Source organism: Fructilactobacillus sp. X8R2C1 (assembly GCF_059900955.1).
In genome coordinates this window covers 126,649-150,710 of sequence record NZ_JBWXVI010000004.1, presented here as the reverse complement: position 1 = coordinate 150,710, position 24,062 = coordinate 126,649, and the positions used below count along the sequence as shown (strand labels likewise).

Sequence of the window (24,062 nt, the reverse complement as noted above, 5' to 3'; positions counted from 1 at the left end):
ATTAACGGTTTGGGCCATTCACACAATTTATTTTATAAGATAAAAAATCTTGACTTACCATATGAAAACGCTTACTCTCAAAATAGAAATCACTACAAATGAAATGATTTCTAAGGAGATGTTTTAAATGACCGAGAAAATAACTTCAACTGACAAAATTATTAGTAATTTAAAGGATAAATTTCAAGACTTGTATTCACAGGAACCGACCAAGGCGTACTTTGCGCCCGGCCGAATCAACCTGATCGGTGAACACACCGATTACAACGGTGGTCACGTCTTCCCGTGTGCCATTAGCCTCGGAACGTACGCCGTGGTGACTCCGAGTAACGACAAACAAGTCAACATCTATTCGGAGAACTTCCCAGATACGGGCGTCAACTCTTTTAAAATCGACGACCTAACAATTAACCACGATGATGGCTGGATTAACTATCCCAAGGGCATGTTTAAGGCCTTTGCCGACAAAGGTCACAAGCTGGATCATGGTTTCAACATTCTAATTTACGGCACTTTACCGGATGAGTCAGGACTATCATCATCTGCTTCCATTGAGATGTTGTTTGGCAAGATTTTAAACGACCAGTTTAACGACGTCTTCTCGGGACCAGAATTAGCCAAACTCGGGCAGCACGTTGAAAACACCGATATCGGAGTGAATTCCGGCATCATGGACCAGTACGCCGTTGAGATGGGCAAAAAAGACACGGCCATTCTGCTCGATACCAACACGATGAAGAGCGAGTTCGTTCCGATTAAACTCGGAAACGACAAAATCGTCATTATGAACACCAACAAGAAACGGGGTCTTAAAGATTCCAAGTACAACGAGCGCCGCCAACAGTGTGAGGACGCCTTAAAACTCGTCAACAAGGTGGCTGATTTTTCATCGTTTGGTGCCATGTCAAATGATGAATTCGACGAGTACACCTACACCATTAATGACGCAACGTTGTTGAAACGAGCCCGTCATGCCGTTTCTGAAAATCAACGAACCTTGAGAGCCGTGAAGGCTTTACGTAACAACGCTATTGCTGAATTTGGTCGACTAGTGAACGCTTCTCACATTTCACTAGAATACGACTACGAAGTCACTGGTCCGAACTTGGATACGCTAGTTCACGAAGCTTGGAAGAACGGTGCCGTTGGATCACGAATGATCGGTGCTGGCTTCGGTGGTTGTGCGATTGCGATTGTTCCATCCGACCAAGTCGCAAGCTTCACCAAGAACGTTGGTGACACCTACAACTACCGCTTCGGCTACGACGCTGACTTCTACATCGCCAACATCTCGGATGGCCCGAAAGAAATCCAGATTTAGGTGAGGTGAACAACATGGAAAATCTAGTTGAACACTACGCAGGTCAGGTCATTGATACTGGACAAACGTACCGACCAACGGATCGCACGTATCTCATAAACTATCTTTACCATCTGGTTGGTGAAAAGAACGTGTCCAATCCGAACTTATCTGACCAATTATTGGCAACGGTCGATCAGTTAATCGACGTGGCCGTTAAGAATGGTCAAATTGACGATACCCTCAAAAACCGTGAAGTGTTAGAGGCGGAACTGACCAATCTCTACACCCCGCTTCCAAGCGTGGTCAACGACAAGTTCTGGAACCTGTATCAGCAAGCTCCCGACCGGGCCACAAACTATTTTTACAATTTAAGTCAACAAAATAACTACATTAAAACTGCTCGCATCAAGAAGAACCTGCTCTGGGACATTGACACCAAGTTTGGGGATCTGGAAATCACGATTAACCTGTCGAAACCGGAGAAGGACCCCAAGGACATTGCCAAGGCCGGTCAAAACACCCGCTTTGGTTATCCCGAGTGCAACCTGTGCGCTCAAACCGAGGGTTACTACGGTAATTCGCAAATTCCGGTGCGGGTTAATCACCGCATCATTGATGTTTTAGTCGGCGGGAAACCGTGGGGCTTTCAGTATTCACCGTACTCCTACTTTGATCAGCACTGCATCTTTTTGGATGATGTTCACGAGCCGATGAAAATTAGTGCGCAGACGTTTTTCAATCTAACTGAAATTGTCCAGATGTTCCCTGCGTACTTTATGGGGAGTAATGCAGATCTGCCAATCGTGGGTGGTTCAATTCTGAGTCACGAACACTACCAGGGCGGCTATCATACCTTTCCAATGATGAAAGCACAGACCCGGTTCACCTTTGATCTGGACCAGTATCCAGACGTTAAGGCCGAGGTCTTAAACTGGCCGATGTCGACGATTCGCCTGACCGGGACCGATAAACAGGAACTAATTGATTTTGCGACCCATATCTTAAATGAATGGCGCAAGTATTCAGACCCGTCCGTCGACGTGCGTGCCGAAACAAACGGTACACCGCATCACACGGTCACCCCCATTGTCTGCATGAATAAGCACGGGCAATTTGAGGTTTACGTGGTTCTGCGTGATAACCAGACATCCAAGAAGTATCCCGATGGCATTTTTCATCCCCACGCCGAATACCAGCACATCAAGAAGGAAAACATTGGCCTGATTGAGGTGATGGGACGGGCCATCTTGCCCGCTCGTCTGAAATCCGAACTGGCCGAGGTCAAGAAGTATCTACTTGGTCAGCCCAACGACATCGCGGATTATCACGTTGCTTGGGCCAACCAGATCAAACAAAGTTACCAACTCAATCCCGACAACGTCCAGGACGTGATTGACAAAGAAGTCGGGATTACCTTTATGCACGTCTTGGAAAACGCCGGGGTCTTCAAGCTTGATGACCAGGGGACCGCAGCGTTTCAAAAATTCATTCACACACTTTAGGAGGTTATTATTATGAATTGGCTAGCGATATTAATTGGTTTAGGACCAATGGTCGGTTGGGGACTTTTCCCAACGATTGCTTCGAAGGTTGGTGGAAAACCCGCCAACCAAATCTTAGGTGCCACCCTTGGAACCTTAGTCTTTGCGGTCGTCCTGTTTTTCATTGAAGGATTAGCCCTTCCTGGTTGGATCAGTACCACTTTTGGAATTATTTCTGGACTTGGCTGGGGCTTTGGCCAGATCATGCAGTTCAAGGGTTTTAAATTAGTTGGATCATCACGAGTAATGCCGATTACCACGGCCTTTCAGCTGATCCTGACGTCGCTTTGGGGAGTCTTTGTTCTAGGCGACTGGACCGGCATTATCGGAAAAGTCTTAGGATTTACTGCCCTAGTTATCGTAATCCTTGGTGCGACTCTCACCGCTTGGGTCCAAAACCCAGAATCCACCAATAAGGGTGCTTTAAAGAAAGCTACGATCTTTCAGCTGATTGGTGCCCTGGGATACTTAGTTTACTCAGCTGCTCCACAGGTGGTCATCATGCCATCAATGAAAGCTTTATTGCCAAACATGCAAGCCATGGACGGGAACCATGCGTTTCTTCCCCAGGCCATCGGAATGGTATTATGTGCCGTGATTTACGATTTGTGGAACCTAAAAGACGAAAATGTCTTCATTCAATCCGTTTCATACAAGAACATTCTCGCCGGCTTATCGCAAGGCTTTGGTATGTTAATGTACTTAATCTCAGCTCAACCTGACATGAACGGATTGGCCACTGCCAACGTTCTGGGTCAATTAGCCGTCTTGGTTTCCACTCTGACCGGGATTTACTTCTTGCACCAGAAGAAGACACCAAAGGAAATGACTCTGACCTACCTTGGGTTAGTTCTCATTGTCTTTGCTTCCGCCATTACGGCATTTATTTAATTAAATTGAAATGGTATCATAGAAGTAACGAGGCTCCCTGCGTTAGTGGGAATGGCACCATCTTGTCAATGTCTCCACATTAGCGAGACCTATAGTACCAAAAAGGCTGAAACCAATTTAGGTGTCAGCCTTTTTATGTGTGGATTGGTGGATAAAAAAAGAGTTCATCAGCGACAAACCGACGAACTCTTGATCATCAATCCTACCAAAAATCGGTGACCATGTGTTATTTACATTTATTATTATAACTCAACTTAATAATAAAGCAATTATACTGTATAATAATTAAAGCGAGCAAATGCACTACCAAAAATCTAAATGCGCTCGTTGGTGACAATATGTGTGTTATTTACAATTTATTATCGTATCTATTACGATTAATACTTTATCACATTTAATCATTCGATTAATTGATATATTATTTGACCGTTTAAACAGACACGATAATTAAAAAGTGCAGCTTCCTAAATGGAGGCTGCGTTTTTTAATCTTAAGTATAAAAAGAGCTCATCAGCGACAGACCGATGAGCTCTCGATCATCAATTCTACCGAAAATAGGTGACCATGTATTACTTGTTATAAATATATTATAACTTAGTTAAATAGTAATTCAATCATACTATATAACAACTAAAAAAGAGTTCATCAACTTTTAGCTGATAAACTCAGTCCCATCACCCTATTAAATCGATGAGTAGATTGTATAATCTTCATTTGTTATTATACAGCATAATTATGTTAAATTAACTATTATTTCAAATGATTCGTTTTTCCATTTTTCAATTGCTTCTTCGAATGTTCCAAGAACTTCAAATTCTCCCCATTTCCTAAGACAAACAGATTCTCGATCATGCTATCATATTTCTTTTTTGAAACGAGCACCGCCGAATCACCATTCTCACAATGAATTGTAACCTCTTCATCATCCTTCATAACCCGATCCATGTATGTTTCAAAGTTCACTTTGAAATTATTACAATTAACCACTTTCATGTAGTATCATCTCTCTTCATACGTAAAAAATGAAATTTTTTATAGTGATGATTATACCATATAGAATAAAAAGTAAAACTAAAAAGAATGTCTTTAAAAAAGACACTCTCAATAATTGTTAAATACTGACTAAAATTAATATTCACTTTTAATCTTAAATCTCGTTCTTCGACTTACCCGTCGTCAACATTTCATGAAAATTGTCGTAACTAACGGTAATCATGTCCGTCAAAGCCGGTTCCGTAAACGAACCAACGTGCGGCGTCACAATTGCGTTAGGATACTTTTTCATTAGGTTAACGACTTCCTGGTTCTTAATATTGTCGATCCCTTTGAATTCGTGACCAAAAATGTTAGCTTCATCAATTAACACGTCAGAACCATATCCACCTAATGTGCCGGACGCAAGAGCATTATCGACGGATTTTAAGTCAACCACTTGACCACGAGCCGTATTAACCAAAATGGCATCGTCTTTCATTAAATTGATTTGGGCGGTACTGATTAAGTTATCAGTTTCACCTTTAGTGTAGGGAACGTGCAGTGAAACAATATCAGACCGCTTCAATAATTCATCAATGGAGACGTATTCATCGATTTCAGGAGCGTCAACCTTGTGACGGTCGTTAGCGAGCACGGTTGCACCCATCCCACTGTACAAACTAGCTTCAGCACGGCCAATGCGACCCGCACCAATAATTCCAACGGTACTGGAATGAATCTCCCGACTAAAGTACGAATCGTTGACGATAAAATTGCCGTCGTGAGTGGCGTTGATTTCGAAAGCTACTTTACGAAACAGACTCATTCCGAGGGTCATCGCAAGTTCAGCTACAGCGTAAGGCGAATATCCGGGAACGCGAGCGACCTTGATGCCAAGTTCCTTGGCAGCCTTCAGGTCAATGTGGTCGTATCCAACCGTACGCGTGAAGACATACTTAATGCCCCAGTCAGCAAACTTCTGTAAATTTTCTCGGTCAGCCAGACAGTTCCCACGAACTAACACTCCGTCTGATCCCTTGGAATCAATGGCGTTGTCGCGATTTAACATTTCCGAAACCAGGTTCAATTCATAATTGTATTTATTCAAATCTTTGAAGTAACTGACTTCAACGGGACGTACCCCGTACGCAGTAATTTTGAACATTTTATCACCCATTATTTGATAATCCCCGAGTTATTGATAACTTCCAGCAGTGCAATCCAAATCGGCATCATGATCACTGACAGAATGGTCGACAAGAACGACGCGTTCGAAGCCAAGACTGGATCCCGATTGAAGCTAATTGCGTAGGCCGAAGCAACCGTGGCAGTTGGGGTTGCCATCATGATAACAATCGTTGCGATGGCCACGTAGCTCATTGGCATAATGCCCAGCATTGAGAGAGCCGTCAAGGCAATCAGGTTGAACAATGGCACAATGATAACTTTGTTCCAACTGTAGTACCAAGAAAGCTTGTTAGAAGCAGCCTGCTTGAACGAAATCGAACCTAGAGTGACACCAATTGATAACCAAGCCAGTGGAGACGATAGTTGAGCTAAGTAGTTCAACGGCTTCCAGAGCCACAAGGCGGTTTGGTCAATGCGGTAGAAAGCTACACTACTGGTACCTTTTCCAGGAATACCGTTCAACATCGTTTGAACTGTTACATGTGGAACATAATTTTGTCCTAACCACAGAAAAAGTCCGAGGAAAGTTGCAATTACAACAGGATTAAGGAACATTTTCTTGATGTTTTTCATTTCCATCTTCAAACCTGACATTCTGATGTAGGCGTATGAATAAAGGAAAACCCGGTAACCAATATTGAAAATGGAACTGTACATGATTCCCTTCGGTCCAAAGACCGCCCCAACGATCGGAATTCCAAAGAAAGTCGTGGAACCAAACGTGGTTAAAATTCCCATCACTTCTTTTTTATCCTCGTCTTGTTTGGGATAAAGCAGTGGCGCAATGAAAATCAAGATGATGTAAATGATGAAACCCCACAGGAGGACATTCATTCCTTCTTTTAAGGTATCATCGTTGATTGGTTGCATGAATGAATTCAGTGCCAAAGCTGGAATGGCGACGGTCAAGACGACCTTTGACAACATCTTCCCGAATTTATCGGTAAAAATGTTCTTCTTACGTAAAAAGAAACCCAGTAAAATAATGAAAATCGTTGAGGTGATCGAACTAATGATTCCCGCATTAGTGACGGTCTTCTCAATTGCTTGCATAACGTTCATGAACGTTAACCTCCAAGTAGAATATTATCGTACGCACAGTAAAGTACGTAAAAATGAAATTTTTCACGATAATAATTTTACCATAGGGAATAAATGGAGAACAAGGAAGATTTTTATTTGTAAAATTATCATAGTATGCTATTATGATTATAGATAGCGAGTATCCCTGCGATAGTGGGACCTGAACTATTATTGCGAGTGTCTCTGCGATAGTGAGACTTGGTTATTTATCGAGTATCCCTGCGATAGTGGGACTTGTAACTTTATCTTTAGTGGGGTTGAAGCCGGGGTGGTTTCGACCTTTTTATATGTCTAAATAAGGAAAAATAGATGAAATTTTATACAATAAGTGACCATTATATTCACTTTTTACAGAATAAATTGAAGCATGTTAAAAATAACCATGGAATCAATTATATTTCTGAAGTAGATTATATTGGCACAATTATGAAAATTAAAAATGAAAGTAATTGTTTTTATTACTATTATGTGCCACTTACGTCATATCATTCCGACAATAAGCATCGAATAAACGCAATGAAGGCTAGACGTAGAGTCATTACTACTTTAAGAGAATTAAAAAACGACACCAACATACTTGGTTATTTACTCTTTAATAACATGATTCCAGTTCCAAAATCAGAACTTACTGAAATTAAAATAAAAGCAAGTCGTAAAAAAGATAGACTCCTATTAAACGAATATCTGTTTCTTAAGAAAAATGAAGATAAGGTAAAAAGTAAGGCTCGTACGGTCTATAGAAAGTCCAATGAGCCTGTTGAAAACAAATCCAATTCTTTCTATAAAAGACATTGTTTAGATTATAAATTAGCTGAAAAGTTGCATGATGAGTATCTAAATAGAAAAGAAGCATGACTTGAACATTATTAGCTAAAGTCATGCTTCTTTTCTATTTCATTTCCGCTTTCTTATCTCTCATCTTTTTCTTATTATGCTTCATCTGGAGATGTGAAGTGATTTCTCGATGATGCAATATATCCAACTGATTGTTTGACGAGCAGTAGAACGCAATGAAGAAGATTAGGGTTGCAAGTAGTGCATACACGGCTCTTCTAAAGTATTTCAGAAAAACGGTCTGATCCCAACTGTAGTGCTTACCTAGCGCTACGACGAAGTAGCGAACCAAGTAGTAAACAAACAGGACAAAGGCAATCACAAAACCAGCAACTGACAAAATGTTTCTGGTGGCGATGGCAAAAGTTACAACAGCAACCAGCATACATACAACAAAGAAGCAGTACGTCCAGCTCTTGATATAACTTTTATCGTCAGCTCGACCGCGATTCGTCCAATACAAATAACAGGCAATGATTAAGGCAATCACTGCGATAATCAATAAAATTGGTTTAAACATCTAATTCCTCCCTTAAATTTTATCTCCTAGGACACAATTTAAACTGTGAATCAGCATCCCAATCACCATCATATACATTGAGACCATACTGAAACCCATGGCTAACACCACGAAAGTCACAATCCAAAAAACAACTAAAAACCAATTAACAAATCCTTTAAAACTCATTATATTTCATCTCCGATATCCTCTTGTGATTACTTTCATCATACCATTAAATCGCCGTGAGCTGAGGAATTTGCTCAAGTTTTTACATCCTCTATTTGCCCACAAAAAAGAGCTCTCAATGAGAGCTCTTTTTCATACTTATTAAAGTTGAACATCGTATTTGTCGAAGAAGTCCTTAAGTGGTAACAAGCCTTCGCCACCATATTCTGCGAAGAATTCTGGTAATGTGTAAGTCTTGTTGTCATTCTTGTCCTTCTTGTAGTTTGGACTGATGGTTTCAACGATTTGACCATTTTCAATCTTAACGATCAAATCTTCAACTGGAAGTCCACGGTCTTGGTTAATCTTTGCGTCAATCAAGAATGGGTGACCAGCCTTGGTAACCTTAACGGCTTTGTCAAATGCAGCAGGAAGTTCAGAAACGTTGTGAACGGTTGTAGCGTCAATTCCCATTCCCTTAGCGATCAATTCAAAGCTTTGACCTTGAAGTTGAAGGCCGAAGAATTGCATTGGTAAGTCTTCTTGTTCACCTTCGATGAAGCCTAAGTCTTCGTTTGAAGTAACCACGTTGATAACTGGAAGTTGATACTTCGTCAAAGTTACTAAGTCTTGGATAACCATTGAAAGAGCACCGTCACCAGCAATGTTGAAGACTTGACGATCTGGGTAAGCCTTCTTAGCCGCAATGGCACCAGGAAGTCCAGAACCCATCGTTGCGAACAATGCGGAAATGACCCACTTGTTAGTTGGTTGAATGTCCAAGTATCTGAAACTGTTGATGATGTTGTCACCAACATCGATTGAGAAGACGGCATCTTTGTCGGCTACTCGGTTAATTTGTTTGTAGATTGGAGCAACTGGCATGGTTGAGTTAGCGTTAGTCATGGTGTCCTTCAAGTGCTTACCAAAGTCCTTGAATTCTTCCATGAAACTACCATTACTCTCATCAGTTTCGTCACTGCCAATGTTTAACATCTTGTGAATGTACTCCATCCAGTTAGCTTGGTCAGCAACAGCGGCCTTGTAGAATGGACTTGGAGCAACTTTTTCACTTTGAGCCAATGCCTTGTCAACAAATGAGCCCGCGTCAGACCAGATTGGGAGGTCAACTTCGTGGTGACGACCAAGTTGGATTTGAGAGTCATCAATTTGGATGTAAGCGAATTTGTGACTTGCATAAACTGATTTAGCGAATGGGAAGTCACCACCAATGGCGATAACTAAGTCAGCGGTACTCAAGATTTCGTCAGCGGCCTTTGATGCGGCACGGTTGGCGGTTCCTAGGTTAGCTTCGTAGTTGGCGTCAACGTAGCCTAAAGCTAATCCATCCATAATAACTGGAATCTGGAGTTTCTTTGAAAGTTCGATTAACTTGTCGCCATTGCCCTTGATTCCACGACCAACGTGGAGCACTGGACGTTTAGCATTCTTAATCATCTTAAGGGCTTGACTTACTTCATCATCGGTTGCGACTGGTTCTGGAGCTGGCTTGTCGTAAGTCTTTGATGCAGAACTGTACGGAACATCTGGAATTTCTTCAAAACCGAAGTCATTTGGAATGACAACTACGGCAACACCCTTCTTTGCGTATGCTTCATGAATCGCACGGTCAACAACGTGTGGCAAGCTTTCAGGAGTCATTACGATACGGTCGTAAACCGAAACGTCAGAGAACATTGGGGTCTCTGGAAATTCTTGGAAGTAATTGTAGTTCATGTTGTCATGACCAACTTGGCCAACGATGGCAAGGACTGGAGCGTGGTCTTCTTTGGCGTCATACAAACCGTTTAGTAAGTTGACCGCACCAGGACCAGCGGACCCAAAGGCAACTCCGATTTTACCAGTTAGTTTAGCGTGAGCAGCGGCCGTTAATGCACCAACCTGTTCGTGTCGAATTTGTACGTAATTAATGTTATCTTTTTCTTGATCGAGCGCAGCAAGCGTTGAGTTAATGGAACCACCAGGGTATCCATAAACGTCCTTAACGCCATATGATTCAATAACTTTAAGCATTGCTACTGCTGCAGGAATTTTCTTTACATCTGTCATAATTTCTTCCTCCCAAAAGTACTTAATTCTTTTGTTGACCCTAATATACTCCCATATGAAAACGGTTGCAATAAAAACGCTTGCTTAATTTATTAAGTCTTTTTAATGTAAATCACGAAATTAACAAAAGGCAATAAATTCCCAATTTAACGGCAATTGAGCGTGTTATTGGTTATCTTTTGGCGCGTCATATGTAATAATACTAGTGAGGAGGTGAAAAACATGAACTTTTCTGGATTAGTTGAAACTGGCGACGGTCGTTTGATTAACGTGAACAACGTGAACTCAATCCATCCCCGCGAATCAGAAGGTAACATCATTTCATACCAAGTTACTTTCAACAACAATACTACTGAAGAAATCGACATCGATGCTTTTGAAGCCCTTAAGAACATCGCTTTGAACAAAGATAACAAGTAGGATTGGCAATACTTAGAAAAAACAGGTCAACTGTGAGGTTGACCTGTTTTTGTGTGGAATAAGTTTCACGTGAAACAAAAAAATCCTCCAAACATTGGGAGGATTTGATCGTATTTTTAGACACAGTGTTCAATTATTTCTAATAAAATATACTTTTTCCGATTTATAAAGTATATAACCAAAGTAAACAATAAAAGATATTATTTTATACATAAATATTTCCGATTAATACTTTGTACTAATTAACTGCGCGTTTCAACTGCGGCAATTAATACTTTTATAATATAAAAGATTTCGATTATTCCTGAAATCAAAAAAGACATTAACAGAGATGTTATTACTATAGATAAACATGATGAATCACACGAACTAAAATATATTAACTCAATGATAGACATAGTAATAGTAAATAAAAATAGTATTATAATGAATATTAGTCTTTCCATTAATTTCTTATCAGTTTTCTTTTTTTTCAACTCTTTCCATATTCGAGAATCAGTAGCCGCAGGAACTAGAGAAACACATGAAAAAGAAAACGCAACTACAATCGAAGAAACTGTTAAAATTGCACTCATAAAACTTGTATAATTTTTTATTTTAGATGGAGAAACTTTTAATAAGAATATAAATATAACTGATAATATAATCAAAAATAATAATATTCTCCATCTTTGTCTCAAAAATGACTTCATATTTGTCCTTAGTATTATTAATAAGTATTATAAATTTCACTAATTAAGTCATATACGTTTTTATACCCACTAATCATAGCTTTCCAATAATCTTCAGTTTTAATTTTATCATCAAAATTTATAGTTATTTCCCTTTTTAACTTATTATTAACAATATCGAATTCGGATTCTACTCCATCATCATTTATCCCACCTATTCTAAGATGCTTAATATTTAATGATGACGGTCTCAAGATAGTCTTTACTTCATTTATAAGATTTTTCTTATTAATTTGCGGGCCTTCCATTTTCATTTCTATTGATTCAGCATTTAAATATCTAGCTTTTTTAAAGTCAGTTAACTCATCCTCAAAAACGGAACTTTGATTAGTAAAATTATCTGGACTAGCAATGTTAAAAACGATTCTTGTGGGAGTCACTCTATTAATACTTTCAACACCTTTTTTATTTATCATTATATCCAACCTTAATGATTTTACATCAAATAATTGCTTTAAAAATTCAGTGGTATATAAAACTGAATTTCTTCCCATACCACGACATAGTGCAATAATATGCCTGTTAGGATCAATAATATATTGGGTATCTTTCAAGGGGCCTGTATTCTCGTCCCCCTCAATAACCTCTCTTCTTTCATCTATTTCCCTTTGACTGTGTCCTACTACTGTTTGTTCCTCTAAATCAATTCTAGGAACATTCAAAGCAAATACATAACAATCTTTATCATTGTCTTTTCCTACAAACTCTTTCTTTATATTTTCTACATAAAATCTAGATTTCCCTAATTTAAGTTCAGGAATTTTATCATTTTGATGATTTCTAAAACATTCATATATATAATCGAATTTTTTAGGAAGATTTATCAATTCAGTCTCTTCATCTCCAAAATTTAGACGATAAAAATACATGTTTCTTTTTTTCTGCATAATGACTCCTCTTAAAAACTTTATATTAATTAAATTATATAAATCACAATATAGCATAATATCAAGAAAAAGTGCGATGAAATTAGCAATTAGAATAAAATTATTTTGTGAAATAACCATAAACAAAAAAATCCTCCAAACATTGGGAGGATTTGATCGTATTTTTAGACACAGTGTTCAATTATTTCTCAGGAATTTCCCACTCGTGGTCCTGATTGTGTTTCTTCATGTAGTTCATGAACTGCTTGGAGTTGTATGCCTTCTTGACGTCCTGAGCCCACTTGGTGTGCTCATTCTTCTTGTTTACAACGGCTAGCAACATGTACTGACTCTGTGGATTTTCACGCAGAAGCATTGAACTTGCTGGAATCTTAGCCCCGTAAGTATCAGAACCAGGGATGATGGCGTAGTCCACGCTGTTTCTGGAACGTGGTTCGTTGGCCGAATCCATTTCATCAAACTTCAGATCGTACTTGTTGTCGATGATGTCATTTTTAGTGGCCTTGATGGGATCAACACCCTTCTTTAGCCTAATCCAACCGGCTTTTTCCATTACTAGAAAAGCCCGTGACATGTTGGATGGATCGTTTGGAATGGCAACCGTATCACCCTTCTGCACGTCCTTTAAACTGTGCTTTTTAGCGGGGTAAATTCCAGTTGGAATTGTTGGCACCTTGGTTAATGAAACCAAGTTTCCGTGATTTTCCTTGTTAAAGTTATTCATGTAAGCACCGTGTTGTTCAACGTTTAAGTCAACCTGGCCCTGGTTTAACGCCATGTCAGCATTCAGTAAGACGGAGAATGACTTATTTTTAACCTTATAACCGTCTTTTTCAAGAATGGGTTTGATACCCTTCATAAACAGGTCACTGTAAGGACCGGGTGAACTTGCCAACGTGATGGTTTTCTTGTTTGACTGTGGTGCATGTGCCTTCTGATACGGCCGATACACAAACGTATATCCAAATAAAATCACGATAATTGCGACTAAAGCGGTAATCCAATATCTTTTCTTCATCCTATTTCTCTCCTTCGACTAAGTAATCCTGATTCTGCCAAAACCTCATTAAACGAAACAATTAAAAAAATCAGTTAGACTATCCATTAAGTTAGCCTAACTGATCCTTTTTTCTCCACATAAATAGAGTAGATTAGTATATTCGATTGAGTTGGAATTCACCAATCTCAGTTAGACTAACAAAATGTTGTATCTAACTGAGCACAAAAATTACTACACTTAGATACAGGCGTTTGATCAACACCCGTATCTAAAACTACGAACGCCGACCTACATGTAACAAGTACAGCAACAGTAAGTATTTTGATAGTTCGTAGTAATCATTGTCATTGGTTTCATCCCTTTCGTATTTTTATCAATTTAAACACAGAAATCGCGAGTTGTAAAGGGTGAACTACACAAGCTTAAAAGCCTGTGCTTCTGGGAACAACGTTTACTTGCAACTAAACTAAAGTAACCTTTCGGTTATTAATTAATTGTAGTGGTTGCGTCTTTTTACCAAAGCTCGTACCGAGCTTTTATATTATGATTAAGCGGAAGCTAAGATGTTTTTAGCAGCGTTAATGTCTCTTACATGATGTGTTTTACATTTAGGGCAAGTCCATTCTCGATCCTTAAGAGTTAACCTACGTGTTTTATCCGGTAAATATCCACAAATAGAACACTGTTGCGTAGTATTTTTAGCAGGAACTTTGACAAAAGATTTACCATACCAATCACATTTATACGCTAACATAGTTTCTAATTGATACCATCCTTGATTGCTGATAGCCCGAGCTAATTTATGATTACGTAGCATGTTTTTGGTTTTCAAACTTTCTACTACAATTTTATCGTTAGTCTTAACTAATTCAGTACTTAATTTTTGTAAATAGTCAGTACGTTGATTGCGTTCTTTTTCAGCATATTTAGCTACCATTATGCGAGCTTTTTCAACATTTTTAAAATCACTAATTTGTAAATCCCTATTTTGATAATGCTTAGCCATAGCAATCTCTTTTTTAGCTGCAAGACGTCGTCTTGCTAACTTACGTTGCCATTTATGTTTCTTCTTGGCTAAATTTTTGTCAAAACGAATAGTAGGAATAATCAATCCATTCGAAATGGCACACAAATTGTTAATGTTACGATCGATTCCAATTGCTTGTTTGGTTTTCACAAGCAAGGTAGTAACTTGTTCCACTAAAATAGTGGCGTAAAATTTTCCAGTTGCAGAAATTCTCAAGGTTACACGTTTGATGGTACCTTTAATTTGACAACCATTACGGTAATAGACAGTCCCAAGTTTAGGCAATTTTAAATGATGATTATCAAAAACCTGAATATTATGGTTAGTGCATTTGCTGGTATAACTTTGTTTGGGAGATTTTTTAGATTTAAAACGTGGAAATCTATTTTGTTTCTTAAAGAAACGAGTAAAAGCATCACTAACATCACGGCTAACTTGTTGTAATGAGGTCGATTCAGCCTGCTTAAGCCATGGATACTCCATTTTTAAAGCTTTAATACAATAATTCATGCCGAATTCATTAACAAAATTTCCGCCATTTTCCTTACGTTGGATTTGCATAGCGAGTAATTGGTTAAATACAAACCGACATTGCCCAAAATTAATTAACATCTGGTTAATTTGAGTATCCGTAGGATACAAACGAAGTTTGATTGCTTTTAAAACTTTACTTTCAGCCATTGATAATCACCTTCTCTCTATTTTTTCTTTTGGTCGTCGATATATTTGGCAATTGCATCACTATTGGTAGTGCCAATGGTTTCTACGTAATAGCTCGGAGACCACAAATGACGAAGTCCCTGTTGTTTCCAGTAACTTGATTATAATTCAGGACACATTCTAAAAAGACGTAGTCCACTAATTCCTTTAAGCCAACTCACTATTTTAGTTATTGATAGTTTTGGTGGAGCCGATACTAACAAATGTACATGATCTTGCTTGCCAATTTCCATGTGGTCAATTTTAAATCCCTTATTTTGGGCAATATTTAAAAGTTCTCGTTTTAAAGTTATTTCAACTTTTCCTTTCAAAATTTTACTACGGTATTTAGTACATCAAATGATATGGTAATTAACATTGTAGACAGATGTTCTACCGTGCGTAAGTCTTTGAGTTTTATTCATATATATATTTTACCATTTAATTAAAACAAGTGTATGTAGCTAAATTTAGCAAAAGAAAAAAGCGATTCATCACGTCTCTGAAGGAACGAGTTTTCTCGCTTAATTCTCATAAATGAAGTGAAGCATATTTAAGATTCTTAGCAGCATTTGAAGTTATCTTAAAATATTTATACATAACGATTACCTCCTAAATATACTACGCATTAAACTCTAGCTAACTTCATCTTATCATTATTTATCGATAAAAATATAACTTTTCAAATTAAAAGGATCCTCACATGTGTGAGGATCCTTTTGCATATTATGCTTTGTTAGCTTTCTTCAACTTGCGATGCTTCAAATACAACATCACCGCGATGGTCACGGGAATGGTCAATACCACTCCAATTGCCGAAATCAACGTCATGATCAACTCTGACGCAAAAATCTTGTCGTTCATGACCATGCCGATACTGTAGTGCAAACGCGCAAACCAGATAAACAAACCGACCAGTTCCCCGTAGAAACTAAAAAACAGGGTGTTAAAGGCCGTTCCAACAATTTCTTTTCCAATCGAAACCCCGATATAACTGAAGTCCTTATCAGAAATCTTGATGTTGTGGTCCTGAATCTCAACTAGACCTGTTGCCATCGCAACAGCCGCTTCGGCCACCGCTCCCAGACAACTCAGAATCGTCATCGCGCACGAAACGTTTAGGAATTTCACGCCAATTAAGAGCGACATTCCTTCCAAATCTTCGGTATTCTCGGGTCCAAAACCTTGCACCTGCGCCCAGTGTTCCACCGGAATGATCAACGCAATTACGATTGCCACCACGATTAACGAGGTCACAAACGCTACGTCGGCGTTTCGTCCTTGCTCATTACCGAAATAAATCGTGATGACGAGGATAATGACGGCGTTAACCAGTGTTACCCAGAGGTACGGAATACCAAACGCAATCAAAACGACGGACATGAAGACCAAACCAAAGTTACATAGTAACCCAATGAAGGCCACGAAACCCTTGGAACCTCCTGCCAGCAGCATTGCGAAAAAGAGAATGATTAATAAGACGGTCATGGTACTCATTTAATCACCTTCATTTCACAAAGCGCACTCGCAATCAGGCTGGTAATTGGCACCGTCAGAGTGATTCCAATCGCGCTAATCAGACTTTGAATGATTCCAAGTGACATAATCATTGAGAACGAGTAGCCCCAGCTATTGCCGTTTCTTAAAAACAGCACCATCATCGGAAAAGTCCCGGCAACAAAGATTAAGAACAAAACGTTAATCAGCGGTCCCATGATTGACCGCCCGATGTTTTGCCCGTTTTTTAAGAGCTTCAAGAACGAGAGGCTATGGTCTTCCTCATAAACCGCAAAGAGGCTGGACGTGATGTCAGCTGAGAGGTCCATGATGGCCCCCAACGACCCAATCATACAACCAACGAAGTAGATTGGCAGTCGTTGTTGGGTCACGTAGTCCATCATCTCAAAGTTCATGCCCCGTTCGTGCGTGACCGACAGGACAATAAACGCAATCAGAATCGCGACCGCGGTTCCTAGAATCGTGGACGAAATCGTCACGACCGTTTCTTTTGACACGCCAAAAATCAGGATGGCGGTGACAATCGTGAAAATGACCGACAAGATGGCAAATAAAACAAACGGATTGAAGCTCGTTCCCACGTCAATTGAGACTGCTAAAAAGAACAGGATGGCGTTGATGATGATACTTAAAAGCGCCATGGACCCACTGAATTTCAGAATCACCAGCAACAGCATCACCGTTAGCCAGATTAAGAAGACGACCGCGGTGTCCCGCTTAAAGCCGTTGATCAGAATCGACGAAGGCTTTAAGTTCTTGTTGGCAACGTGAATAAAGATCTGTTGGCCGGCATGATACTTCATGTCGGTCGCCCCAGCACCAGAATACTGGTTGTTGGCAGTAATTGTCTTCCCCTTGTACTCCCCGTTTAAAACTTTCAGCGTCAGTTTCTGGTTTTCTTGGTAGTCATGATTCTTAAATTCATCAGTTTGTGAAGTGCGACCGTAGTTGTGCACGTTTACGACTCGAGCCACCGTCTGTTTGTACATCGGTGCGTCGAAATGGGTGAAGGTCACGGCGACGATCCCCGAGATTAGCACCAAAACGATGGCGAGCCAACGAATCTTTAGCTTTGGATGGATTCGTTTCAAATTCTCATCCCCTAATTATTTACGTTCAGTGTATCATACTAAAATTAAGTTTCGCTAAATTTACGTATTTATAACTAGACAACAAAAAACACCTCTGAATTAAATCAGAAGTGTCATGAATTTTATTTAATAATTACCAAACGAAGAGTCCGACAATTCCGGCCGAAAGTAGTGATACCAAGATTCCGGACAGAATCAGATAACCGACGTTTCTGGAAATAACGTCGTTCTTTTCACGGCTGACTAAGCCCTTCAGACATCCAATGACCATGCCAACGGTACTGAAGTTGGCAAAGGAGGTTAAAAAGACACAGAGTTGGGCTTGATAGTGAGCTGGGAAGATGTGTAAGTTGTTGATATGGGGAGCAATGGCACCCATGACCACGAATTCGTTGGTCACTAACTTGGTTCCCATGTATTGAGCAAACTGGAAGGCGTGGTTAACGTCCATCCCCATCAGCCATGCAAATGGGAACATTACGATTCCAAGTAAGTGTTGAAGTGACAACCAAGGATTAATGAGTCCCAGTAACTTACTGATTAAGTTAGCAAGGGCAACGAATGCAATGACGTTAGCAGCGATGATTAATACCAGTTTACCGGCACCTAAGATTGAGTCACCCAAAAATGAGAAGAACGGTTCTTTCTTGGGTTTTTCCGGTTTGTCAGCAACCGTCTCTTCGGCCACTTGTTCTGAAGGTTCCGTCATCGTCGCAATTGTGTCTTCTTCAGGCGTAACGTGAACGGGGTTCAGTAGTGAAGTCACGATGATGGCGTTCAAGATGTTAAGTGGGATTGCGGTTAAGACGTATTGACCCGGAATCATCTGGGTGTACGAACCAACGATTGCAGCGGTGATACACGACATCGACATCATGGCAACCGTCAAGAGTCGTTCACTGGATAATTTCTTGAGTTGCAGACTAGAAACGGCTAGGGCTTCCGTGTTTCCAAGGAACATCATTTCAACGGCGTAAAATGATTCGAACTTTGGTTGTCCCGTGACCTTTGATAACGCAATTCCGATCCATTTAATGATAAATGGCAAGATCCCAAAGTATGTAAGGATATCAAACAACGGAACAATCATTAGGATTGGAAGCAGTGCTGAAGTCACAAAGTTCATCTGTTTGACGTGCACCCAGTTGGGAAGTGCAAAGGCAATCCCAGTGTAAGCAACCTGGACAATCCAGTTGAATCCTTCAGCGGCACCCTTGACAGCGTCTCGACCCCAACTAAAGCGAGTAAGGAGAAACGCGATGACGAGGTTTAAGACTAAAACGACAATGACCGATCGCCAGTTGACGTGCTTGTGATCCTTGGAAAACAAAAAGGCAATTCCGAGGAACACGGCGACCCCAATGATGTTAATGATTAGATAGTAATTCATCGAACTTTCTCCTCCATTTTATATGCAATGTTCGGATATTGTCAGATAACAAAATTCGAACAACCTGTTTTTTATAATAATAGTATTAAACATTAACAATTTCAACCTTCATCGCGGAAATGGTTCACGGATTGGTTAATTTTTCCGTAAAAAAAGACTAATTATCGGTTAAAACCAACAACTAGTCTAATTAATTTATTTCTTTTCTCGTCGTTTATCAATGCGTTCGTCGTACCACGTAAAAATCAGGAGCAGCCCAATCATAATCAGATTGACAATCGACTGCAGGACTTGATCTGGAACTAGTCCATACATTAAAACGGTAATCAAAAACAGCACCAGGTACTTAGCCGAACGCAGATACTCCTGGGTGTAGACGTAGCGCGCAAACTGCATGATTGACAGGATGGCGATGATTAAAAACGAACCATCCCGTAGAACGTGCTTTGACACATCTAGTTTCATATGCGTTAACCCTAAACCTGATCGGTTGGTCGAATCACGATTTCGTTGACCGAGGCATCCTTGGGCATGTCAATGGCGTACAGGATGGATTGCGCAATCCGTTTGGGACTAAGCGGCGTCAAATCGTATGACTCAAACTGCTTCTTGATGTCTGGATCGGTAATGTGATTGGGCAATTCGGTAGCTACCGCGCCGGGTGAAATCATAGTCACCCGAATACCAGACTTAGCCTTAGCCTCTTCCTCTCGTAATGAATCACTAATCATCTTCACGGCCGCCTTTGTGGCACTGTATACCCCACTGTTAATTCCAGAAGTGTGGGCCGCAACCGAAGCGGTGTTGATGTACTGACCACCACCTTGACCACGCATCGTATCAAGGGAAGCGGTAATCCCGTACAAAACACCCCTGATATTGACGTCAATCATGAGGTTCCACCCCTTAACGTCGCCTTTGATTAGTGGTGATTGGGGCATCACACCAGCGTTATTCATCCAAACGTCGATGCGACCAAACTGGTCAACCGCAGCGGACGCCAAGTTTTTGACCTCATCGAGTTTAGTGACGTCAGTCTTTTGAATGGCGGCCACGCCACCGTCAGCTTCGATATCTTCCTGAATCGCACGTAAGCGGTCCTCTCTTCTAGCACCCAGCACAACCTTGGCACCATTCTTTGCCAACAACTTGGCGGTTGCTTCACCAATTCCACTAGAAGCTCCCGTAATTACAACTACTTTATCTTTAACAGCCATCTTAATTCTCCCTAACTATTTTAAATTGTTAAGTGCAGTTTTGATACTCATGTCACCACTGTGCATGACGATAACTTTGTCAAAGGCATGCTGGTTATCTAAAACGTCAAACAAAACCTGTGAAACGTCGTTGATTGAATTTGAACCGGGTTGGTCATCATTAAAGGTTACTTCTCCGGTTCCAGGAGTCTCAAGCAAGGAGCCCGGCTGTAAAATTGTGTAATTCAGGTCAGTATCGTGAATTAACCAGTGGTCGGCCATGAACTTAGCAGCCTGGTAATCCTGCAACTTAGCGTAGTGTTTCTTTCCTTCCCATTGGTCTGGTTGAAGCGCAAAGGCTGAACTGAGCATGATGTAACGTTTGACGCCGGCTTTTTCGGCGGCCTGCATGGTCTTGATGGCTCCGTAACTGTCAACTAGGACCACGTTGTGTCCACCGGATCCAGCGGTGAAATAGATGGCATCAAAGCCCTTCATTGCGTCGGCCATTTCGTTAACACTCATGTCGACGATGCTAAACTTCATGGTGTTAATTTTGGGACGTTCCTCAACGGTGTCCACAAACTTGACTTCTTCAGGATGACGAGCCGCAATGGTAACCGAATCGTCAGTGTTTTTTTGAAATTGTTTTACTAGGTCAGAACCGACTCTTCCAGTTCCACCAATAATCATAATCTTCATAATTGAAACCTCCTATATACGTCTAAAGCATAACAAATTCAACTAAACGTTAATAGCGATATGCATGTGAAGTTTATGTTAAAGCCAGCGTTAATCGTGCCACCTCTCAATCACATAAAATAAATAAAGATAGACATTTTTATCATGTGTGATATACTATGTTTGTACCGCGTAGGCGGTAGTTTTCAAACAAGATGCACTACTCCTTTCTATTTGATGGTTATGACCCACAAGTACCATGAAGTTCCCTTGCAACTATCAAAAATAGTTGCAAGGGAACTTTTTGTTTTAAAGACTAATCATGACATTGGATTACCTCTAACTAGATAAGAATAATCTTTGACATTTCGTTCTTAAATGCTAATATCAAATTGGAAAAATGGTTATAGTCCCGTTGAATCACTTAATAACAACTAAAAATCACCCAAAGACTAGTTCATAGTCATCGGGTGATTTCTTCGGTCTTTATTTTTTAATGACCGTTGCTCGACCGTTTTCCTCAAAATCGGCAACGTTGTCTAATGACGTAATCACGGCTTCCTTGCCGGTGTTTTTCACAAACTGCATCGCCGCTTGAATCTTGGGTTCCATTGAACCCTTACCAAATTGACCTTGTTTTAAATACATGTCCAGTTCGTCAAGCGACACGTGTCCCAGTTCTCTTTGATTAGGCCGTCCGAAATTAATGGCCGCCTGGTCAATGCCGGTCAGGATAATTAACTGATCAGCATTGACCATTTGTCCGATTAACGAAGCCGTAAAATCTTTGTCAATCACGGCTTCCACGCCTTCGACGTCCCCATTGTCAGTCATGACTACCGGAACGCCACCACCACCACCAGCAATGACAGTGAACCCACTGTCAACCAGGGTGCTAATCTGCTTCGCCTCTAAAATGCTGATGGGATGAGGCGATGGAACGACCCGCCTGAATCCGCGTCCGGAGTCTTCGACGAATTTCCAGTCCGGATGTTTCATTAAAACGGAATTAACGTCCGCGTAAAACGGACCGATGGGCTTGGTTGGATCCTTAAACGCTGGATCATTGGGATTGACTAATACCCGCGTGACAATGGTTGAACTAGTCATATCATTGTCTGAAAGGGCATCCCCAATCCACAGTCCTAACTCACCTTGAGTCATCGCTCCAACCACGTCAAGTGGCATTGGCGGATTTTCCTTCGTGCTACCGTTTAGTTCTTGGAGTAACAAGTTTCCAACTTGCGGGCCATTGCCGTGGGTAATCACTAACTGAAGGTTCTCAGTCGAATTACGCACGAACTTCACGATTTTTTTCGTGGTTTTTTTTAAAGCTTCTCTTTGCCCTTTCGCAGTTGGATCATCGGTTAAAATCGCATTGCCACCTAGAGCTATCACGATTCTCTTCATTTACGACACCCCTATCTTTCCCATAAATAGAGCAATGACCGCCCCAATGGCGGCAATCGTTATCAATGCCATCATGATCCATTCAAAGGGTGTGATTTTACGTCCTTGATTCTTGATTGCCTTGATGTAGAAACCAAAGCCTAGAACGTATGCAATTGAGCATAACCACAAGAATTGTAGTCCCGCCACTGCGATTCCGACAACTTCAAACAATAGAGCTAGGATGCCCGGCATCATTTTCTTGACCGAATGAGTCTGCAGCCCAGCCTTAATTTGATCGGCACCAACCAGCGCGTAACAAATCACAATCGCTGCCGTACACAACGAGATTGCCAGGTTGTACGCCTGATCGGTAAATAGTAACGAAATCAAAACAATTTGTACCAAAATCTGAGTTAACCACAATGAGTGTGAAGGTGAATTGTGCTTGTTTAAGTAACCGAACCACCGGGGTAGTAGCTTCTGATCAGCTAGTTGTGACGTCGCTTCAACCGGAAGCATGGTCCATGACAGGAGGGCACCGACCATGGTGATTATAAGTGAGATACTGACAAAAGCTGCACCTATTGGTCCAATCATATCTTTAACAACGTAGGTCAGGGCTGGGTTACTCAACTTAGCTAGTTTGGCTTGGGGTAAGTAACCATATGGTAGCATCGCAATCACGATGTTGATGATCAAGAGTGAGATGGTGCCAATAATGGTCGCCTTGGCCGCATCAGAACGCTTCTTGGCGCGTCCTGCCATCATCGTGGCTCCTTCAATCCCAATGAAGATCCACATGGTAGTGATGATACAGCCCTTGACTTGATCAAATACCCCCATTGCCGTCGCCGGACTATACGTGAAGTTAGTACTAAAATTAGCCCAGAAGTGGGCGGTGAAAACGTTAGCTTTGAATAAGACAATTCCTAAGATTGCGAAAGCAACCAAGGGAATTATTTTTATTACGGTGATAATGGTATTGATGAAAGCCGCGTTCTCAATCCCCATCGTTACTAACCACGTGAGTAGCCACGTGAATACCGACGCAATGATTACCGCTTGAATTGAGTTGCCTGATCGAAAAACCGGAAAGAAATAACCGATCGCTGACATCATCATGGTGGCAAACGCAATGTTACCAAGCCATGCCGATAGCCAGTATCCCCAGCCCGATAGAAATCCAGCAAAGTCACCAAATCCATCTCTGGCAAAATCGGAAATTCCAGTCAGTTCTGGTTTATCCTCACTTAGAGACTTCAAACTCATTGCTAGTGCAAAAATTCCGACTCCAGTAATAATCCACGCAACCAGCGCGGGTCCCGGAGTGGCCGCTGCCGCAATCTGTTCACTGGCATTATAAATTCCAGCGCCAATCGCGGAACTAATGACCAGCATGATTAATCCAAATAATGAAACTCCCTTTTTATTTCCCATATAATTTACGCAATCCTCTCAAATCCTAATTTAGGACATGA

At 40.7% G+C, this 24,062-nt stretch carries 22 protein-coding genes and 1 pseudogene; 5 read left to right on the top strand and 18 right to left on the bottom strand.

Annotated elements, in window-relative coordinates:
* Positions 1-127 precede the first annotated feature (127 nt).
* From AC6UD6_RS05630 to rbsU, 3 genes are read left to right on the top strand one after another with little or no spacing between them, the layout of a single operon-like run.
* Positions 128-1,321 carry a galactokinase gene (locus AC6UD6_RS05630; RefSeq protein WP_500695986.1) on the top strand — a complete coding sequence of 398 codons (1,194 nt, stop codon included), beginning with the start codon at positions 128-130 and terminating at the stop codon, positions 1,319-1,321.
* Positions 1,322-1,335: 14 nt separating this feature from the next.
* Positions 1,336-2,805 (top strand): UDP-glucose--hexose-1-phosphate uridylyltransferase, encoded by a 1,470-nt coding sequence (galT, locus tag AC6UD6_RS05625; protein WP_500695985.1) that lies wholly within the window; start codon positions 1,336-1,338, stop codon positions 2,803-2,805.
* A gap of 12 nt (positions 2,806-2,817) precedes the next feature.
* Positions 2,818-3,735 carry a ribose/proton symporter RbsU gene (gene rbsU / locus AC6UD6_RS05620; RefSeq protein ID WP_500695984.1) on the top strand — a complete coding sequence of 306 codons (918 nt, stop codon included), beginning with the start codon at positions 2,818-2,820 and terminating at the stop codon, positions 3,733-3,735.
* A 750-nt stretch (positions 3,736-4,485) separates the two neighbouring features.
* On the opposite strand, the gene AC6UD6_RS05615 is transcribed toward rbsU, so the two are convergent.
* From AC6UD6_RS05615 to AC6UD6_RS05605, 3 genes are all read right to left on the bottom strand, one after another.
* Positions 4,486-4,728 (bottom strand): type II toxin-antitoxin system Phd/YefM family antitoxin, encoded by a 243-nt coding sequence (locus AC6UD6_RS05615; RefSeq protein WP_500695983.1) that lies wholly within the window; start codon positions 4,726-4,728, stop codon positions 4,486-4,488.
* Between the two features lie 154 nt (positions 4,729-4,882).
* Positions 4,883-5,875: an NAD(P)-dependent oxidoreductase gene (locus AC6UD6_RS05610; RefSeq protein ID WP_500695982.1), complete on the bottom strand. Its 993-nt coding sequence runs from the start codon at positions 5,873-5,875 to the stop codon at positions 4,883-4,885.
* Positions 5,876-5,886: 11 nt separating this feature from the next.
* Positions 5,887-6,960, bottom strand: a complete 1,074-nt coding sequence (locus AC6UD6_RS05605) for an AEC family transporter (RefSeq protein ID WP_500695981.1) — start codon at positions 6,958-6,960, stop codon at positions 5,887-5,889.
* Positions 6,961-7,290: 330 nt separating this feature from the next.
* Between AC6UD6_RS05605 and AC6UD6_RS05600 the strand changes: the two genes are divergently transcribed.
* The gene (locus tag AC6UD6_RS05600) at positions 7,291-7,836 is read left to right on the top strand and encodes a type III toxin-antitoxin system ToxN/AbiQ family toxin (protein WP_500695980.1); all 546 of its coding nucleotides are present in this window, start codon (positions 7,291-7,293) and stop codon (positions 7,834-7,836) included.
* A gap of 34 nt (positions 7,837-7,870) precedes the next feature.
* Here AC6UD6_RS05600 and AC6UD6_RS05595 read toward each other — a convergent pair whose 3' ends face one another.
* The 3 genes from AC6UD6_RS05595 to AC6UD6_RS05585 form a co-directional block, all read right to left on the bottom strand.
* On the bottom strand, positions 7,871-8,335 hold the full coding sequence (locus AC6UD6_RS05595) for a hypothetical protein (protein WP_500695979.1): 465 nt from the start codon (positions 8,333-8,335) through the stop codon (positions 7,871-7,873).
* Positions 8,336-8,347: 12 nt separating this feature from the next.
* Positions 8,348-8,503 (bottom strand): hypothetical protein, encoded by a 156-nt coding sequence (locus AC6UD6_RS05590; RefSeq protein ID WP_500694168.1) that lies wholly within the window; start codon positions 8,501-8,503, stop codon positions 8,348-8,350.
* A 141-nt stretch (positions 8,504-8,644) separates the two neighbouring features.
* Complete coding sequence (locus AC6UD6_RS05585) at positions 8,645-10,552, bottom strand: thiamine pyrophosphate-dependent enzyme (RefSeq protein WP_500695978.1); 1,908 nt, start codon at positions 10,550-10,552, stop codon at positions 8,645-8,647.
* Positions 10,553-10,774: 222 nt separating this feature from the next.
* On the opposite strand from AC6UD6_RS05585, the gene AC6UD6_RS05580 reads away from it, so the two are divergent.
* Positions 10,775-10,972 carry a hypothetical protein gene (locus tag AC6UD6_RS05580; RefSeq protein ID WP_500694170.1) on the top strand — a complete coding sequence of 66 codons (198 nt, stop codon included), beginning with the start codon at positions 10,775-10,777 and terminating at the stop codon, positions 10,970-10,972.
* Between the two features lie 709 nt (positions 10,973-11,681).
* Here AC6UD6_RS05580 and AC6UD6_RS05575 read toward each other — a convergent pair.
* The 12 genes and pseudogenes from AC6UD6_RS05575 to AC6UD6_RS05520 form a co-directional block, all read right to left on the bottom strand.
* Positions 11,682-12,710 (bottom strand): hypothetical protein, encoded by a 1,029-nt coding sequence (locus tag AC6UD6_RS05575; RefSeq protein ID WP_500695977.1) that lies wholly within the window; start codon positions 12,708-12,710, stop codon positions 11,682-11,684.
* A gap of 61 nt (positions 12,711-12,771) precedes the next feature.
* Positions 12,772-13,608, bottom strand: coding sequence for a MetQ/NlpA family ABC transporter substrate-binding protein (locus AC6UD6_RS05570; RefSeq protein WP_500695976.1), 837 nt, complete (start codon positions 13,606-13,608; stop codon positions 12,772-12,774).
* Between the two features lie 529 nt (positions 13,609-14,137).
* The gene (locus tag AC6UD6_RS05565; RefSeq protein ID WP_500695975.1) at positions 14,138-15,298 is read right to left on the bottom strand and encodes an RNA-guided endonuclease TnpB family protein; all 1,161 of its coding nucleotides are present in this window, start codon (positions 15,296-15,298) and stop codon (positions 14,138-14,140) included.
* A 17-nt stretch (positions 15,299-15,315) separates the two neighbouring features.
* Positions 15,316-15,741: pseudogene (gene tnpA, locus AC6UD6_RS05560) on the bottom strand (IS200/IS605 family transposase).
* Between the two features lie 301 nt (positions 15,742-16,042).
* Positions 16,043-16,804: a YibE/F family protein gene (locus tag AC6UD6_RS05555; protein ID WP_500695974.1), complete on the bottom strand. Its 762-nt coding sequence runs from the start codon at positions 16,802-16,804 to the stop codon at positions 16,043-16,045.
* Positions 16,805-16,809: 5 nt separating this feature from the next.
* Positions 16,810-17,925: a YibE/F family protein gene (locus AC6UD6_RS05550; protein WP_500695973.1), complete on the bottom strand. Its 1,116-nt coding sequence runs from the start codon at positions 17,923-17,925 to the stop codon at positions 16,810-16,812.
* 133 nt (positions 17,926-18,058) lie between these two features.
* Entirely contained in the window at positions 18,059-19,315 is a 1,257-nt protein-coding gene (locus AC6UD6_RS05545) for a NupC/NupG family nucleoside CNT transporter (protein WP_500695972.1), read from the bottom strand.
* 195 nt (positions 19,316-19,510) lie between these two features.
* Positions 19,511-19,780 (bottom strand): hypothetical protein, encoded by a 270-nt coding sequence (locus AC6UD6_RS05540; RefSeq protein ID WP_500695971.1) that lies wholly within the window; start codon positions 19,778-19,780, stop codon positions 19,511-19,513.
* Between the two features lie 11 nt (positions 19,781-19,791).
* Positions 19,792-20,532 (bottom strand): SDR family oxidoreductase, encoded by a 741-nt coding sequence (locus tag AC6UD6_RS05535; RefSeq protein ID WP_500695970.1) that lies wholly within the window; start codon positions 20,530-20,532, stop codon positions 19,792-19,794.
* Positions 20,533-20,547: 15 nt separating this feature from the next.
* Positions 20,548-21,213 (bottom strand): SDR family oxidoreductase, encoded by a 666-nt coding sequence (locus tag AC6UD6_RS05530; RefSeq protein ID WP_500695969.1) that lies wholly within the window; start codon positions 21,211-21,213, stop codon positions 20,548-20,550.
* A gap of 465 nt (positions 21,214-21,678) precedes the next feature.
* Positions 21,679-22,602 carry a carbamate kinase gene (gene arcC, locus AC6UD6_RS05525; RefSeq protein WP_500695968.1) on the bottom strand — a complete coding sequence of 308 codons (924 nt, stop codon included), beginning with the start codon at positions 22,600-22,602 and terminating at the stop codon, positions 21,679-21,681.
* Complete coding sequence (locus AC6UD6_RS05520; protein WP_500695967.1) at positions 22,603-24,021, bottom strand: basic amino acid/polyamine antiporter; 1,419 nt, start codon at positions 24,019-24,021, stop codon at positions 22,603-22,605.
* Positions 24,022-24,062 lie beyond the last annotated feature (41 nt).

Coding starts and splice junctions, on each gene's coding strand:
- AC6UD6_RS05630 (WP_500695986.1), top strand. CDS start 128: ATGACCGAGAAAATAACTTCAACTGACAAAATTATTAGTAATTTAAAG.
- galT (WP_500695985.1), top strand. CDS start 1,336: ATGGAAAATCTAGTTGAACACTACGCAGGTCAGGTCATTGATACTGGA.
- rbsU (WP_500695984.1), top strand. CDS start 2,818: ATGAATTGGCTAGCGATATTAATTGGTTTAGGACCAATGGTCGGTTGG.
- AC6UD6_RS05615 (WP_500695983.1), bottom strand. CDS start 4,728: ATGAAAGTGGTTAATTGTAATAATTTCAAAGTGAACTTTGAAACATAC.
- AC6UD6_RS05610 (WP_500695982.1), bottom strand. CDS start 5,875: ATGTTCAAAATTACTGCGTACGGGGTACGTCCCGTTGAAGTCAGTTAC.
- AC6UD6_RS05605 (WP_500695981.1), bottom strand. CDS start 6,960: ATGAACGTTATGCAAGCAATTGAGAAGACCGTCACTAATGCGGGAATC.
- AC6UD6_RS05600 (WP_500695980.1), top strand. CDS start 7,291: ATGAAATTTTATACAATAAGTGACCATTATATTCACTTTTTACAGAAT.
- AC6UD6_RS05595 (WP_500695979.1), bottom strand. CDS start 8,335: ATGTTTAAACCAATTTTATTGATTATCGCAGTGATTGCCTTAATCATT.
- AC6UD6_RS05590 (WP_500694168.1), bottom strand. CDS start 8,503: ATGAGTTTTAAAGGATTTGTTAATTGGTTTTTAGTTGTTTTTTGGATT.
- AC6UD6_RS05585 (WP_500695978.1), bottom strand. CDS start 10,552: ATGACAGATGTAAAGAAAATTCCTGCAGCAGTAGCAATGCTTAAAGTT.
- AC6UD6_RS05580 (WP_500694170.1), top strand. CDS start 10,775: ATGAACTTTTCTGGATTAGTTGAAACTGGCGACGGTCGTTTGATTAAC.
- AC6UD6_RS05575 (WP_500695977.1), bottom strand. CDS start 12,710: ATGGTTATTTCACAAAATAATTTTATTCTAATTGCTAATTTCATCGCA.
- AC6UD6_RS05570 (WP_500695976.1), bottom strand. CDS start 13,608: ATGAAGAAAAGATATTGGATTACCGCTTTAGTCGCAATTATCGTGATT.
- AC6UD6_RS05565 (WP_500695975.1), bottom strand. CDS start 15,298: ATGGCTGAAAGTAAAGTTTTAAAAGCAATCAAACTTCGTTTGTATCCT.
- AC6UD6_RS05555 (WP_500695974.1), bottom strand. CDS start 16,804: ATGACCGTCTTATTAATCATTCTCTTTTTCGCAATGCTGCTGGCAGGA.
- AC6UD6_RS05545 (WP_500695972.1), bottom strand. CDS start 19,315: ATGAATTACTATCTAATCATTAACATCATTGGGGTCGCCGTGTTCCTC.
- AC6UD6_RS05540 (WP_500695971.1), bottom strand. CDS start 19,780: ATGAAACTAGATGTGTCAAAGCACGTTCTACGGGATGGTTCGTTTTTA.
- AC6UD6_RS05535 (WP_500695970.1), bottom strand. CDS start 20,532: ATGGCTGTTAAAGATAAAGTAGTTGTAATTACGGGAGCTTCTAGTGGA.
- AC6UD6_RS05530 (WP_500695969.1), bottom strand. CDS start 21,213: ATGAAGATTATGATTATTGGTGGAACTGGAAGAGTCGGTTCTGACCTA.
- arcC (WP_500695968.1), bottom strand. CDS start 22,602: ATGAAGAGAATCGTGATAGCTCTAGGTGGCAATGCGATTTTAACCGAT.
- AC6UD6_RS05520 (WP_500695967.1), bottom strand. CDS start 24,021: ATGGGAAATAAAAAGGGAGTTTCATTATTTGGATTAATCATGCTGGTC.